11 protein-coding genes are annotated in these 15,198 nt (G+C 61.5%); 6 read left to right on the top strand and 5 right to left on the bottom strand.

Annotation, left to right across the window (positions count from 1 at the left end):
• Nucleotides 1–199: 199 nt before the first annotated feature.
• Entirely contained in the window at nt 200–2,329 is a 2,130-nt protein-coding gene (locus E1K68_RS11210; protein WP_212614098.1) for a TonB-dependent siderophore receptor, read from the bottom strand.
• Between the two features lie 189 nt (nt 2,330–2,518).
• On the bottom strand, nt 2,519–3,610 hold the full coding sequence (locus E1K68_RS11205; protein ID WP_003190547.1) for an NADH:flavin oxidoreductase/NADH oxidase: 1,092 nt from the start codon (nt 3,608–3,610) through the stop codon (nt 2,519–2,521).
• Between the two features lie 90 nt (nt 3,611–3,700).
• On the opposite strand from E1K68_RS11205, the gene E1K68_RS11200 reads away from it, so the two are divergent.
• Nucleotides 3,701–4,000, top strand: a complete 300-nt coding sequence (locus E1K68_RS11200; protein WP_003190545.1) for a helix-turn-helix domain-containing protein — start codon at nt 3,701–3,703, stop codon at nt 3,998–4,000.
• A gap of 10 nt (nt 4,001–4,010) precedes the next feature.
• On the opposite strand, the gene E1K68_RS11195 is transcribed toward E1K68_RS11200, so the two are convergent.
• Nucleotides 4,011–5,039: a GGDEF domain-containing protein gene (locus E1K68_RS11195; RefSeq protein WP_212614097.1), complete on the bottom strand. Its 1,029-nt coding sequence runs from the start codon at nt 5,037–5,039 to the stop codon at nt 4,011–4,013.
• 2 nt (nt 5,040–5,041) lie between these two features.
• Entirely contained in the window at nt 5,042–5,962 is a 921-nt protein-coding gene (locus tag E1K68_RS11190) for a hypothetical protein (RefSeq protein ID WP_032900547.1), read from the bottom strand.
• Between the two features lie 259 nt (nt 5,963–6,221).
• On the opposite strand from E1K68_RS11190, the gene E1K68_RS11185 reads away from it, so the two are divergent.
• The 4 genes from E1K68_RS11185 (at nt 6,222) to E1K68_RS11170 (ending at nt 13,178) form a co-directional block, all read left to right on the top strand.
• Complete coding sequence (locus E1K68_RS11185; protein ID WP_003190542.1) at nt 6,222–7,112, top strand: bestrophin family ion channel; 891 nt, start codon at nt 6,222–6,224, stop codon at nt 7,110–7,112.
• A 138-nt stretch (nt 7,113–7,250) separates the two neighbouring features.
• Nucleotides 7,251–9,194, top strand: a complete 1,944-nt coding sequence (locus E1K68_RS11180; protein WP_047710601.1) for a methyl-accepting chemotaxis protein — start codon at nt 7,251–7,253, stop codon at nt 9,192–9,194.
• A gap of 255 nt (nt 9,195–9,449) precedes the next feature.
• Nucleotides 9,450–11,858 carry a glucose/quinate/shikimate family membrane-bound PQQ-dependent dehydrogenase gene (locus E1K68_RS11175; protein ID WP_192001885.1) on the top strand — a complete coding sequence of 803 codons (2,409 nt, stop codon included), beginning with the start codon at nt 9,450–9,452 and terminating at the stop codon, nt 11,856–11,858.
• Between the two features lie 57 nt (nt 11,859–11,915).
• Entirely contained in the window at nt 11,916–13,178 is a 1,263-nt protein-coding gene (locus E1K68_RS11170; protein WP_212614096.1) for a carbohydrate porin, read from the top strand.
• A gap of 9 nt (nt 13,179–13,187) precedes the next feature.
• On the opposite strand, the gene E1K68_RS11165 is transcribed toward E1K68_RS11170, so the two are convergent.
• On the bottom strand, nt 13,188–14,171 hold the full coding sequence (locus E1K68_RS11165; RefSeq protein ID WP_236202580.1) for an AraC family transcriptional regulator: 984 nt from the start codon (nt 14,169–14,171) through the stop codon (nt 13,188–13,190).
• A 235-nt stretch (nt 14,172–14,406) separates the two neighbouring features.
• On the opposite strand from E1K68_RS11165, the gene E1K68_RS27775 reads away from it, so the two are divergent.
• The coding region (locus tag E1K68_RS27775) for a TonB-dependent receptor plug domain-containing protein (RefSeq protein WP_244858797.1) at nt 14,407–15,198 on the top strand (792 nt) is incomplete at its 3' end.

Genomic DNA, 15,198 nt, shown 5'->3' with positions numbered 1-15,198 from the left:
GTGAGCCGCCGTCAGGGCGGAACCCTAAGTAGCCGTTACCGCAGCAATGGATATGCACACAATCCAACTGTGTTGATTGTCAGGCCGCCTTCGCGAGCAAGCCCGCTCCCACAGTTGGACCGTGGGGTGTCAGGTAGTGGGCGTTGGTTGGCAGGCCGTCATCGCAGGCAAGCCAGCTCCCACATATCGCAGTTGTTCATCATAGGGTATAGGCGATGCCCACCTGCACGGTACGCGGTGCACCGGGGTAGGCGTAGATATTGCCGAACGCGCCCTCTTCATACTCGCGGTTGAACAGGTTCTTCACATCCAGGTTCAGACGCACCCGCTCATTGACCTTGTAGTAGCCGAGCAAGTCGACCACGGTATAAGCGTCCATGGAGAATGCCGTGTTAGCAGTCTGGCCGGCGCGCTGGTCGACGTACTTGCCGCCGACGCCCAGGCCCAGGCCTTTGAGCGCGCCGTCCTGGAACTCGTAGACGTTAAGCAGGCTGAAGCTGTTGCGCGGGATGTTCATCAAGCGTGTGCCGGAGCGCAACGTGTTATCACGGGTAACTTCCGCATCTACGTAAGCGTAGCCGCCGATCACGCGCCATTCGGGCGTGAGGTTGCCTGCCACATTGAGGTCGAAGCCCCGACTGCGCACCTGGCCAGCCGCGACACTGAAGGTATTGTCCACGGGATCAGTGGTCAGCACGTTCTTCTTCTCGATCTGATAGATCGCCGCATCAACGCTCAACTGCCGATCCAGCGCCTCCCACTTGATGCCCATCTCGTAAGACTTGCCCTTCTCCGGCGCAAAACCACCGCCTTCGCGGCTGGCGCCAGTGTTGGGCTTGAACGAACGCGCAGCATCGGCATAGACCGCGACGGTGTCGGTGAGGTCGTAGATCACAGCCACGCGTGGGGTGACGGCGTTGTCGGCGGCCTGCCAGCTTTTACCTACATAGTTCTGGTAATCATGCTCGAAACGCTCGAATCGGGCACCGGCCAGCACTTTCAGACGTTCAGTGAGAGCAACCTGGTCCTGTACAAAAGCGGCGTAGGTCTTGAGGTTTTCTTTGTCGTGGGTCGGCGTACGGGTCAGTGCCGGACGGGGTTGACCGTACACCGGGTCAAAGATGTCAATTGGATAGGTGCCCGCTGCGGCGCTGGAACGCTGGATAATTGACTTGTAGTCGTAGTCCTCGTACTCGATACCGGTGAGCAAAGTGTGATCGAAGCCGCCAGTGGAGAAGTGCCCGGTCAGGTTGAGCTGGTAGTCCTTGTCGGTCCATTCCAACTTGCGGTAGTTGAAGTTGCGTTGCAGGGTGCGGCCATCGGCGCCCAGGCTGCCCGGCCCGTTGGCTTCGATGGCATTGCCTTTCAAACTGCCGTCCAACCACTGGAAACCGCCGCCCAGGGTCCAGTTGTCGCTCAGTGCATGCTCGAAACGCAACTGCGCCATGTTGTTGTCGTTGTGCAGCTTGCCCGCGTCCTTGTCGCCCCAGAACGTATCACGCGAGGGCGTGCCGCGCTGATTGGGGAAGCGCGTCAGGCCGCGGTCCAGCGGGTGGTTGTTGCGCATGAAATCGCCTTCGAAGGTCACCTTGGTGTCATCGGTGGCCTGCCAGGTAATCACCGGCGTCACGCCGTAGCGTTCCGTCTCGACGTGATCGCGGAAGGTGTCGCCGCCCTCGCCCACCACGTTCAGGCGATAGGCCAGGCGGCCTTCCTCGTCCAGCGGGCCGGAGGCATCCAGGGTGCCGCGCTTCATGCCCTGGTCATTGAGCTGGCTGCCCAGGGTGACGGTGCGTTCGGCCAGCGGCTGCTTGGACACCACATTGAAGGTACCGCCCGGGTCGCCACGGCCGTAGAGCATGGTCGCGGGGCCGCGCAGCACTTCCAGACGCTCGATGGTGTTGGCGTCCGGCATGTTCGGATAACCGCGGTTGATCGGGAAACCGTTGCGGTAGAACTCACCGGTGGTGAAGCCGCGCACGGTAAAGGTGGTCAGGCCCTGGCCGCCAAAATTGTTGGCGCGGCCCACGCCGCCCGCGTAATCGAGGGCATCCTGCAGGCGCGTTGCACCGAGGTCTTCGACCACGTCCTTGGACACTACGCTGATGGACTGTGGAGTTTCATGAATGGCGGTGTCGGTGCGCGTCGCACTGGCTGAACGTGTGGCGTGGTAGCCCTGCACGGGGCCTTGGGCCGACTCAAGGTCAGCGGTGGCGGTGACATTGGTCGCTTGCAGCTCGATACTGGCGTTCTCGGCAGGTGCCTGCTCTGCCCACGCGAAGGGGGAAAACGCCTGGAGCACACAGATGGAAATCAGGGTACGACGCATGGGTGTGGAACCTAGTGAATGAGCCAGATGGGACGGCAAACCTGCCAAGAATTCGCCGCGCATCATATATCAGTGCATTCTCGTTTGATATCGGTTCTCATTTGTTATTTTTCGCCGCTTAGGTCGCGAAAAACTACAGGCGAAAAAAAGCCACTCAATCGAGTGGCTCATGCAACGCGCAGGCTTACCTCAGCGATAGCGTTCCAGCCAATGCGCGTAAGGTGCCGGCAAGGTCCAGGAGGACTTGTCCACGCCCAGCTCCTTGGCGGCAAAGTAGGCCCAATGTGGGTCGGCCAAATGTGCCCGACCTACCGAAACCAGGTCCAGGTGCCCGGCCTGCAACGCGCCTTGGGCCAGTTGCGGTGTGCCGAAGCCCCAGGCCGAGGTCACCGGAATACCGGCTTCACGGCGTACACGCTCAGCAATCGGGCCCATGAAGGCCGGGCCCCAAGGAATGTTGGTGTCAGGAATGGTAAAGCCGACGCTGACGCTCAGCAGGTCCAGGCCACCGTCCTTGAAACGGCGGGCCAGTTCAATGGACTCGGTGAGGGTCTGCTCATCACGGCCGTCGTATTCGATCACACCGAACCGAGCGGTGAGCGGCAGGTTTTCCGGCCAGACTTCACGCACGGCGGCCAGGGTTTCGAGGAGGAAGCGGCTGCGGTTGTCGAAGCTGCCACCATAGGCATCGGTACGCTGATTGGAGTGTTCGGAGAAAAAGCTCTGGCCCAGGTAGCCGTGGGCGAAGTGCAGCTCGATCCATTCAAAACCGGCATCGCGAGCGCGGCGAGCCGCGTCGACGAAGTCCTGCTGCACGCGGGCGATGTCTTCCAGGGTCATGGCACGCGGTACGTTGGGCAGGTTGGCACCGAACGCGATAGCAGACGGGGCGATGGTTTCCCAACTGCGAGAATCAGAGGCCGGGATGTGGTCATCACCTTCCCAGGGGCGATTGGCACTGGCTTTGCGACCGGCGTGGGCAATCTGGATGCCCGGCACCGAACCTGCGGCCTTGATGGCTTTGACCATGGGCACGAATGCCTGGGCGTGGGCGTCGCTCCAGATCCCAGCGCAGCCTGGGGTGATGCGTCCTTCAGGGGCGACCGCGGTGGCCTCGACCACCAGCAGGCCGGCACCGCCACGGGCCATGCCGGCCAGGTGGACATGGTGCCAGTCGTTGACCATGCCGTCGTCGGCCATGTATTGGCACATCGGGGGGATAGCAATGCGATTGCGCAAGGTCACATCTTTGAGTTTGAACGGTTCGAACAAAGCCGACATTGAGAACTCCAGGAAGGGGTGGGTGATTCGATAGTTCGATGGTAATCGAACTATGGTATTGAACGCTACCCCCCTGTTATGATCCGCCCCATGCGAGCCTTCAAACACCCTACCCCGCAAGAATTGACGCTTGAGCGTGTGCTGTACGCCTTGAGCGACCCCGTGCGCCTAGACATCGTGCGCTACCTGGCCAACGTGCCAGAGGCCACCTGTGGCGAACTGGACGGAGGGCGGCCCAAGTCCAGCATGTCCCATCACTTCCGGGTATTGCGCGATGCCGGCCTGGTGCACACGCGCAATGTGGGCACCACCCATATGAACTCGTTGCGCCGTGACGAGCTGGAAAGCCGCTTCCCTGGGTTGCTGGCGAGCGTTCTGTCACAGCACTAGACGGCACGCGTCAGGACAAGACCGCCTGTAGCAATGCGCCGTCCAGGTGCACACAGTCCTTGCCATTGCGCTTGGCGCCGTACAGGTTCTTGTCCGCCATCTTGAGTACGGCCGACAACTCGTCGCCCGGCGAAAAACGCGCCATCCCCGCACTGCAGGTGTAATGGTGGGGCGCAGGCACACTGCTGCGGATCGCCTGCAACAAGTCCAGGGCATAATCACAGGCCACCTCCACATCGTCGCCCTGCAATAACACGCCGAACTCTTCCCCGCCGATCCGTCCAAAGCTGTGGCTGCCCTTGGCGTTTTTCAGGCACAGCGCCATGGCGCGCAGAATCTTGTCCCCCACGTCGTGGCCATACAGGTCGTTTTTTTCCTTGAAACTGTCGATATCCAACATGATGAAGTAGCCGCCCCGCTCCCCACCGAGCAACTTCTCGAAGCTCTGCATAAAGGCGCGCCGGTTGAGGATGGACGTCAGGTAGTCGGTCTCGGCCAAGGCGCGAAACTCGCTTTCCACCAGCAATACCGAACGCAGGTTCTTCAAGTAGGAATAACTCAAGATAAACCCGATGGACACCGACGCCGCGCAGAACAGCAGCAAATACACCTCGGTGCCGGCGTATATATCCGCCTGCATGGGCGGCCACAGGATCAGCCAGATCAATAGCGCATCGGCCAGATAATCCTGGACACTGATAAACAAGATTGCACTGCCCACCACCAGGGTCACCGCCAACGGCAAGCCATAGATACGCAACTCTGCGTGCATATGAATCAGATAAGCGAAGCCGACGGACAACAACACCATATAGGTGACTCCCAGCACTCGCCAGAGCAGAAAGTTCGTGGTGGTGGCATGTACCCGGCAAACAATCAGCAGGCCGACCGTGACGGCCAACATATAAAGGTCCAACTTCAGGGCCGGCGGAATCAGGAGCATGCCGACCCAGGCAATAATCCCTACCCATTCGGCTTGGGCCACCGCAGGTGACAACAAACTGCGCATTCTGGGCCGCAACTTCAAGTTAGCAGGCATCCTTACGCTCCCATCTCAATAGCATGCAGGCCCATCGCAAATGAAAAGGCCATGAACCGCTTTACCAGGCTGGCAAAGGGTGGCAGAACTTCCAGCCGGGTTTTGGAGTGGGCTTTGAAATAACCCTTTTCAACCCCCTCCTGCACCATACGGATAATGTGGGTCTTGGACACGGAAAGTTGCTTGGCCAAGGCCAGGTAGGAAGACGACCGGAAGGTGGCGCGGTCATTCTCTGGGGCAAAGGCGTCGTTGTAGATCGCCAGCATCAACAGATGGCCGGCGTCGCGCTTGACCAGCCAATAACATTCGGGCAGCAAGACATCCACCGTCAGTTCGGCCGCGAGGATCATGGCAAAACCCTTGAAGTAGAGCGCCAGGAACTCGCGGTCATCCAGGTCGCGCATCTGCCGGAACACTTCCCTCTCGGGATAGAGCAGCGCCAACGACTCAGTGAGGGCGGTGAGCATCAGCCGCGCTTCGCGGCAGGCTTCATCCGAGGGTGCATACACCCTGAAGCGACTGTCTTCGGGGTGCGGCGCAACCTCCATGAAGCCCAGGGCCTGGAACAGCAAAAAGATCGATTCCAGGCTGTTTTTCGAACAATACTTGCGCGTTACGCACAAGGCTTTAACTTCTGCCAACAACGGCAGCGGTGTGGAAAAGTATTGGCTCAATAATGCAAACGACACCATCAAGCGGCTGTATTTAAGGGCACTCTTGTAGAAAAACGGTCGTCTCGAATAGGGCACGAGCAGCACGTGGTAATGCGCTCTCATGCACGATTCAAAATCCTTATGACGTTCGAGCGCTTGCGCGGTATTACACATAGCCAACTTCAACGAACTGACACGCATGAAAGAGCCCTGATCATCCAACTTGATGCCACTGATCTCAGCTACGAAATCCCTGCAGCCCGGCTCCAAAACAAATCACTTCAATAATCCTGCCATTAATGGCTTTTCGCCTCGAACGCAATGTACAGCGATTGCCGGACAAGACGTCATCAGTACCAAAGTTGTTCCACAGTCAAATGCCCGTGGCACACAGTTGCGTGCAACCTTTGGTTACATTCCCTCCGCCTGGCGGTTAGAGGACTAATCGATTCAGCACGCTGCGAACCTTCCCCTCTCAGCGACGTCGTAACAGGGAATTGTTGCCAACCGCCCGCCGCGAGGTTCTCGTTTGAAAGCTGCCCTACTGAAGAAATACCGCCTGATCATCAAGACCATGGGCTATGTGGGCTGGGCGTTGTTCTGGCTGTTGTTGTGGGATGTGGCAGTGACGGTGGACTTCATGCTGTTTCTCACCGCCAAGATCAATTTGCCGCTGATGCCCCTGACCTTGCTCGGCTCGGCCCTGGTGGTGCTGATCAGTTTTCGCAACAGCAGCGCCTACAACCGCTGGTGGGAAGCACGCACGCTGTGGGGCGCGATGGTCAACAACTCGCGCAGTTTTGCCCGGCAAGTGTTGACCCTGCTCGATGACGCACCCGGTGAGGTGAACCCGGTGAAGTCGACGCTGTTGCGCCGTCACGTGGCTTACGTCAATTGCCTGGCTGCGCACCTCAAGGGCCAGCCGTGCCCGGAGGAAGTGCGAGCTTTTATCCCCGCCGAAGAATTTGCCCGCAACGGCGCCACCAATAACTTCGCCAATGACATCCTCACCGGCTCGGCCTCGTTGCTGGCGCGCGAATACCAGGCCGGGCGCCTGGACAGCATTCGCCTGGCGCGGTTGGAGTCGACCCTGGTGGACCTCTCTAACGCCCAGGGCGGCATGGAGCGGATTGCCAACACGCCACTGCCCTACCCTTACGTGTATTTCCCACGGCTGTTCATTTCGCTGTTCTGCCTGATCGTGCCGGTGGGCCTGGTGGAATCCCTTGGCTGGTTCACGCCGCTGGCCTCCACCGTTGTGGGCTTCATGCTGCTGGCCATCGAACGCATCGGCACCGACCTGCAAAGCCCGTTCAATTCCAGCGAACACCAGATCCAGATGGAAAGCATCTGCGAGACCATCGAGAAGAACTTGCAGTCGATGCGCCGCGATGCCCTGGTCGGTGACCCGATCGCCTGATTACCCTTGCTCAAGTGCCTGCGCCCTCGGCCGATATACCGAGGGTACGCATGGCCTCGCCTCTCACAAAAACGCCTGCGACACGCAGCACTAATTTTTCTCCCCTTGCCAAAACTATAAATACCCGCGGGTGAAGTCATGAATATCAAGCAGAAGCTGACATGGGCGTTTGCGGCCATCGCGTGCGTGCCGGTCATCCTGGTCGCCATTATCGTGGTGCTGAATCTGCGCGAGGGTGCGCTGGCCAACTTCCTCGACAGCAGCGGCCGCGAGATCCGCCAGATCGACAATGGCATGCAGCAGTTTTTCGACGGCATCAGCCAGAATGTCGACTTCGTCGCCAAAGACCCGCGCGTGATCGCAGCCAAGAACCTCAAGAGCTATGCCGGTGCCGATGCCGCGCAAATCCCGCTTACGCCAACCAACACCGAACTACTGGCAATTTTCGATCAGTTCGCCAAAAGCCACCCCAGCACCGCCTACCTGTCCCTGGGCCTGAGCGATGGCGGCTACGCCAGTTGGCCGGACGACGCCAAACTGACGCAATACGACCCGCGCACCCGCCCCTGGTACCAGGCCGCCATCGCAGCGCCAGGCAAGACCGTGCGCACAGGCGCCTACTACTGGGCCCCGGACGATGTGGTGCTGATCGGCACCGTGCGCACCGTCGCGGATGCCACGGGCAATATCCTTGGAGTAGTCGGCCTGGACGTGTCGCTCAAGCAACTCACCGAGCTGGTGCGCACCATCAAGCTGGGCGACAGCGGCTACCTGATGCTGGTGGAAGCCGACGGCAACGTGCTGGTGGACCCCAGCGATGCCACGCACAACTTCAAGCCCCTGGCGGGCCTGGGCGCGAACTACGCCGAACTGGCCAAGCACGGCGATGGCGTGACCGAGGTGAGCATCGACGGTGTGGCCTACATGGCCAACGTGGTCAGTTCCAAAGACCTGGGCTGGCGCTTTATCGGCCTGATCAAGCGTGACGAAGTGATGGCCGGTGCCACCCGCCTGACGTGGTTGATCGCGGCGATTGCCGCCGTACTGGCCGTGGTGTTCGCCATCGTCGGCGCCAGTTTTGCCCGTGTGATCGTGCGCCCGATTCGCGGCGTGGCCGACGGCCTGCAGGAAATCGCCGAAGGTGAAGGCGACCTCACGCGCCAGCTCAAGGTGCAAGGCAAGGACGAAACCGCGAGCCTCGCCGGCTGGTTCAACCAGTTCCTGAGCATGATCGCGCAACTGGTGCAGCGCATCGGCAACGCCTCCTCAGACCTGCAAACCGCCGCCGCCGACACCAGCGCCGTGGCCAACAATATGAACCAGGCCGCCGGCCGCCAGCGCGAAGCCGTGGAACTGGTGAGCACCGCGTTCAACGAGATGGTCGCCACCGCCAACGAAGTCGCGCGTTCATGCAGCGCCGCCGCCACGAGTGCCGATGAGGGCTATCGCGACGTGCACACCGGCCAGCAGCACATCGGCGAAGCCACCGGCAGCGTGCTCAAGCTCAGCGAAGACCTGCAAAAATCCACACAGACCATGCAGTTGCTCGAGCAAGACAGCCAGAACATCAACACCATCCTCGACACCATCCGTTCGATTGCCGAACAGACCAACCTGCTGGCGCTCAACGCCGCAATCGAAGCAGCCCGCGCTGGCGACCAGGGCCGCGGCTTTGCGGTGGTCGCCGATGAAGTGCGCGCCCTGGCGCGTCGCACCGCCGACTCCACCGGCGAAATCGACAGCCTGCTGGGCAACCTCGCCCGCCGCACCCAGGAAGTCACCCAGCAGATGCAAGGCAGCTTGCTGGTGTCCAACACCAGCGTTGCGCGCATCCAGCAGGCCCGCGATAGCTTCGACAAGATCCGTGGTTCGGTGGACTCGATTCGCGACCAGAACACCCAGATCGCCACCGCCGCCGAAGAGCAGCATCAGGTGGCCGAAGAGATCAACCGGCATATCGCCCAAATTCACGCCGACGCGCAGTTGGTGGAAGGCTTTGCGCATTCGGCGCAGACCGGGTCAGGGCGGCTGACGGATATTTCCGGCCAGCTCAATGGGCTGGTGGGCCGCTTCAAGTTCTGATGCCTTAACAGGCGGCGCTGGACCGTGGGGAGGGAGCTTGCTCCCGCTGGACTGCGTAGCAGGCCCCTTCTTTTAAACAAAGAGCGGGGCCGCTTCGCGCCCCAGCGGGAGCAAGCTCCCTCGCCACAGGGTAGCAGCGGCCCTGGCCATCATCGCAGTACCTGCAACAGTCTATTGCAGGACTAAAATGTACTAACCGGTTACTTATCTTGTTAAAATCGCGTCTTTGCCCTCTCTCACTCGAGTCCATTCGACATGAAACGAGCATCGCGCGCCGCTGGCGTCTCTAGATTCTTACTCCTGGGCCTGGGCGTCGTCATCGCCCTGCTCGGCCTTGCGCTTGCCGTCGGCGGCGCCAAACTGGTGAGCCTGGGAGGTTCCTGGTACTTCCTGCTGGGCGGCGTGGTCATGGCCATTTCCGGGCTGCTGATTGCCCGCGGCAAGCCGGCCGGCGCCTGGTTGTTCGCCGCGTTTCTGCTGGCTACCGCCGTGTGGGCAGTGGCCGACGTGGGCCTGGAATACTGGCCGCTGTTCTCGCGACTGTTCATGTTTGCGGTGATTGGCGTGGTGGTCGCGCTGGTGTATCCGTTGCTGGCCGGCAAACCGGCGCGGGGTGCCTATGGCGTCGCCGCCGTGTTGGCGCTGGGCGTGGCGGTGGCAGCGGGCAATATGTTTGTCGCGCACCCAAGCGTTGCGCCCACCGGTGCAGGCCCGGGCATTACCCCGGTGGCTGCGGCCGATGCGCAGAAAGACTGGGCCCACTACGGGAATACCGAAGGAGGCAGCCGTTTCGCCGCGCTGGACCAGATCAACCGCGACAACATCGACAAGCTCAAAGTCGCCTGGACCTACCACACCGGCGACGTGGCCATCAGCGACGGCAACGGTGCCGAAGACCAACTGACGCCCCTGCAGATTGGCAACAAAGTGTTTATCTGCACCCCGCACAACAACCTGATCGCGTTGGATGCCGACACCGGCAAAGAACTGTGGAAGAACGAAGTCAACGCCAAATCGGCAGTGTGGCAGCGTTGCCGGGGCATGGCGTATTTCGACGCCAGCGCGCCGATTGCCCAGCCGACCCAGCCCAACAGCTCGCCGATCCTTACCGCCAGCGTGCCTGCCGGTGCGCAGTGCCAGCGTCGCCTGCTGACCAACACCATTGATGCACGCCTGATCGCCGTAGACGCCGACACCGGCAAGTTCTGCGAAGACTTCGGCACCCACGGTCAGGTGGACCTCAAGGCCGGCCTGGGCAATGTGCCGGACAGCTACTACCAACTGTCCTCGGCGCCGCTGATGGCCGGCACCACCGTCGTAGTCGGCGGTCGCGTGGCAGACAACGTGCAGACCGATATGCCCGGTGGCGTGATCCGTGGCTTTGACGTGATCACCGGCCAAATGCGCTGGGCGTTCGACCCAGGCAACCCTGAAGACAAGCAGGCCCCGACGGGCGACGCCACCTACGTGCGCAGCACCCCGAACAGCTGGGCGCCGATGTCTTACGACCCACTGATGAACACGGTCTTCCTGCCGATGGGCAGCTCATCCACCGATATCTACGGCGTGGAACGCACCCAACTCAACCACAAATACGGCGCTTCGGTGCTGGCCCTCGACGCCTCCACCGGTGCCGAGAAGTGGGTCTACCAGACAGTCCACAACGACCTCTGGGACTTCGACCTGCCAATGCAGCCAAGCCTGATCGACTTCACCCCGCCAGGCAGCGACAAGGCCGTACCGGCCGTGGTCATCGGCACCAAGGCCGGGCAGATCTATGTGCTCGACCGCGCCACCGGCAAGCCGCTGACGGACGTGCAGGAAGTCCCGGTCAAAGCCGCGAACATTCCCAACGAGCCGTATTCCCTGACCCAGCCGAAATCCGTGGGCATGCCGCAGATCGGCGCGCAAACCCTGACCGAATCGGACATGTGGGGCGCCACGCCGTATGACCAGTTGCTGTGCCGCATCGACTTCAAGGGCATGCGCTACGACGGCCTGTACACCGCGCCGGGCACCGATAAATCCCTGAGCTTCCCCGGTTCCCTGGGCGGCATGAACTGGGGCAGCATTTCCACCGACCCGGTGCACGGTTTTATCTTCGTCAATGACATGCGCCTGGGCCTGTGGATCCAGATGGTGCCGTCGCAGAACAAGGCCCAGGCCTCTTCCGGTGGTGAAGCGCTGAACACCGGTATGGGCGCCGTGCCGCTCAAGGGCACGCCGTATGCGGTGAACAAAAACCGCTTCCTGTCGGTGGCCGGCATTCCGTGCCAGGCGCCGCCATTCGGCACCTTGACCGCCATCGACATGAAGACGCAAAAGGTCGCCTGGCAAGTCCCGGTGGGCACCGTTGAAGACACCGGCCCCCTGGGTATTCGTATGCACCTGCCGATCAAGGTTGGCCTGCCGACCCTGGGCGGTACGCTGTCCACCCAAGGCGGCCTGATCTTTATCGCTGGCACCCAGGACTTCTACCTGCGCGCCTTCAACAGCGGCAATGGCGATGAAATCTGGAAAGCCCGCCTGCCCGTCGGCAGCCAGGGCGGGCCGATGACCTACGTGTCGCCCAAAACCGGCAAGCAATACATCGTCGTCACCGCCGGCGGCGCACGCCAGTCCACCGACCGTGGCGACTACGTGATCGCCTACGCCCTGCCGTAACTGCCCTCTGTTCGCGCGGTGCCCAGGCACCGCGCTTTGTGTTTGGAAAGATCCCCCATGACCCCAACTCCTCATACCGCCTGGCGCCTGGCGCTGGGCCTGACCTTTGCGGCCGCCCTGCCCGTTCAAGCCGACGACACCACCCTGACCGGCGACTGGGGCGGTCTGCGCCGCGAACTCGACGCGCAAGGTGTGCGCTTTACCGGTGACTACAGCGGCGAGACCGCCTACAACGCCCACGGCGGCCAGCACCGTTCGGCGCGCTACTCGCAAAACGTCAAGCTCGGCGTGCAGTTCGACCTGGGCAAGCTCTACGGTTTCACCAACGGCGACCGCATCCAGCTGACCATCAACGACCGACGCGGCAACAGCGCCTCCGAGGACCTGGTGGGCAACCGCCTGCCGATCCAGGAAAACTACGGCGGCCTCTACACGCGCCTCACCGAGCTGAGTTACGAGCGCACGCTGTTCACCCCGGCGCTGAACCTCAAGCTGGGCTATATGGCCATGGGCAATGATCTCGGCGGCTTGGACAGCGGCATCCTGTGCAACTTCATGAACGCCGGCTTCTGCGGGCATCCGCTGAACATGTCCGGCGGCAGTGGCTGGGCCAACTACCCGAATGCGCACCTCGGTGCCCGGGTGAAATACGACTTTTCGCCCAACTGGCAACTGCGCGTGGCAGCGTTCAATGTCGACCCTTCCAGCAACGGCAACGCCAGCCGCGCCTGGCACCTGGGGCCCAAGCACACCACCGGCACGGTGGTGCCCATCGAACTGATCTACAAGCATGCGGGCGCACTGCCCGGTGAATACAAGCTCGGTTATTACTACGACAGTTCCGATGTAAAACGCATTGGCAGCAACAAGGACGTCAGCGGGCGTGGCGGTCACTACCTCTTGATCGACCAGGCGGTGTGGGCCTCACAATCATCCGAAGGCCGCAGCCTTCACGCCTTCGGCCAATACTCCGCCGCCAGCCAAGCGGCCTCGCCGTTCACCAAGTGGTATGGCGCAGGCGTGGTGCTGTACAAGCCATTCGAAGGTCGCCCACGCGATACCGTCGCCCTGGGCTATGGCCGTGCGGTGCCCAACCCGCGCAGCCGTGATGTACAGGAGCTGGCAGCGTTCAACGCCGGCACGGCCTATCCCGACCTGGACACGGCCGAACAGCTGATCGAGCTCAGTTATGGCTACCAGGCCACCCCTTGGCTGACCTTGCGCCCGGATGTGCAATACATCATCGAGCCGGGGGCGTTTTCCGGGGAGAACATCGACAATGCGCTGGTGCTGGGCTTGCAGGTCAAAGCGGTGTTCTGACCGACCGCCTCAACCAGCCCCCAAGGATTTGCCACGGCCACCGTTCTTCAGCATCGACGGGTTGATCCCGAACTGTTTGCGGAACGCCGTGGCAAAGTGGCTGGCGTTGGCATACCCCAGGTCCGAGGCGATGCGCATCACTGATTCATCGCCGCTCATCAAGCGGCTGCGCGCCTGGATCATGCGGGTCTGCTGGAACATGCCGTAGACGCTATTGGAGAACAGCTGGCGGAACCCGCGCGTGAGCTTGGGCTGGCTCAAGCCGGATTCACGGGCCAACTCCGACAGGCTCGGCGCCTTGCCTAAGTCTTCGAGCAAACGATCGCGAGCACGCACCAGCCGCTGACGGTCGGTGTGGCTGACCCGGCAGGTGCACTCAGCGTCCTGGCGCGCCTCCAGAAACAAGCTCACCAACGTGACACTTTGCCCGTACAACCACAGGCTGCTGCGTGGCTGGGCCGGCGCCAACTGGGTGCCGTGGTCCATGGCCAGGCCGAGCATGTGCGCGGTGGCGCTCATTTCGCCGCTGCGATGGCCGTCGAGGAAGCAATGCTCGCAAGCCAAGGCTTGGTTCAGAAGCGGGTCGAGTTTCAACTCCCACTGGGCAAGTAACTCCGGGCGGATCATCACGGTGATGTTGTCGATTTCGCCGTGCTGGTGATAAAGGCCATGGCGGCAGCGACCAAAGCTGATATTGCCCGCGCCTTCATCAATCGCATAGCGACGTTGCCGGCGCCCATCGTGAAAGCTGCACGCAGCCTTGCCCTTGAGCAGGTTGGTAAAACTGAAGTGGATGCATTCGCTGTCGTCCTGCAGCGGCAGTTCAACGGGCTGCTCGAACGTGCTTTGCCAACGCACGATATCCAGACCCTCCTGCAGCGTCATGCGGGTGACGCGGCAATGCGCCCCTGGGCCGAGATCGCTCCCAAACCCGCCCGTAATGATTCGCGAGACTGGCATCGGCTCCCCTGCGCCTCCTTGAACAGCTGACATCGTAAATCTCCTGGCTGACCGGATACGGCTCGAATCAGATCACATCAGGGTAGAAGCTCGCAATTGATAATTATTAGCATTTGGAGCGCGACACGCTGTAACAAACCGCCGCTGCCCCTGCGCAACGCGCCCGATCAATCTGTTCAGTCTAGGTCTCATCATGTCTGCACAAGGCAACACGACGGCTACCCGTCAATCTTGCTACAAATGTAATAGTATAACAATAGCAATTGCATTGACACTGTCCCCTTCTGCCTTTGCCGCTGGCGAACTCCTGCAACTGCCCGCCTCGACAGTCACCGCGCGCATGGCCCAGGAAGACCCCAAGGACGTGCCGATCAGCGTCAGCGTGATCAGCGGCGAACAGCTGCGCACCCAACGCCTCGACACCCTCGAAAGCGCCCTGCGCAACACCGCCGGCGTCAGCGTGAACTCTTCCGGCGGGCCGAATGATTTCAACGTACTGATCCGCGGCGTCGGTTCGCTGTATCAAATGTCCATGGACGACAGCTCGGTGGCGTTCAATATCGACGGCGTGCCGGTGTCGTCGCGCAGCCTGGGCTTGGGCACACTGGATGTCGATCGCATCGAAGTACTCAAGGGCCCCCAGGGCACACTGTCCGGCGCCATCGGCCAGGCCGGCGCGGTGAATATCACCACCCGCCAACCCACCCGCGAACTGGAGGGTTATGTGCGTGGCGAAGTCGGCCAGAAAGGCCAGTTCCTCACCGAAGGCGCCATCGGCGGCCCGCTCAGTGACCGCTTCAGCGGCCGCCTGGCAGTGCGGCGTGCCGGCTACGACAGCTGGATCGACAACGACCAGACCCACCACCCCATCACCAAGCCACGCAATGAAGCCTATCGCGGCAGTTTGCTGTGGAACCTCAACGATGACACCCACGTATTGGTCAGCGCCGAACGCCAGCAAACCGAACGCGCCACCAACTCCCTGGTGTTGCGCCCCTACGGCAGCCACCCGAGCCTGGACCTGACACCCGGCCTGTTCGACGACAACGACAAGACCACC

This window comes from Pseudomonas sp. B2021 (assembly GCF_018135665.1).
Taxonomy (GTDB): domain Bacteria; phylum Pseudomonadota; class Gammaproteobacteria; order Pseudomonadales; family Pseudomonadaceae; genus Aquipseudomonas; species Aquipseudomonas lactis.
This window is presented reverse-complemented; position numbering and strand designations above follow the sequence as displayed.

Coding starts and splice junctions, on each gene's coding strand:
- E1K68_RS11210 (WP_212614098.1), bottom strand. CDS start 2,329: ATGCGTCGTACCCTGATTTCCATCTGTGTGCTCCAGGCGTTTTCCCCC.
- E1K68_RS11205 (WP_003190547.1), bottom strand. CDS start 3,610: ATGTCGGCTTTGTTCGAACCGTTCAAACTCAAAGATGTGACCTTGCGC.
- E1K68_RS11200 (WP_003190545.1), top strand. CDS start 3,701: ATGCGAGCCTTCAAACACCCTACCCCGCAAGAATTGACGCTTGAGCGT.
- E1K68_RS11195 (WP_212614097.1), bottom strand. CDS start 5,039: ATGCCTGCTAACTTGAAGTTGCGGCCCAGAATGCGCAGTTTGTTGTCA.
- E1K68_RS11180 (WP_047710601.1), top strand. CDS start 7,251: ATGAATATCAAGCAGAAGCTGACATGGGCGTTTGCGGCCATCGCGTGC.
- E1K68_RS11175 (WP_192001885.1), top strand. CDS start 9,450: ATGAAACGAGCATCGCGCGCCGCTGGCGTCTCTAGATTCTTACTCCTG.
- E1K68_RS11170 (WP_212614096.1), top strand. CDS start 11,916: ATGACCCCAACTCCTCATACCGCCTGGCGCCTGGCGCTGGGCCTGACC.
- E1K68_RS11165 (WP_236202580.1), bottom strand. CDS start 14,171: ATGTCAGCTGTTCAAGGAGGCGCAGGGGAGCCGATGCCAGTCTCGCGA.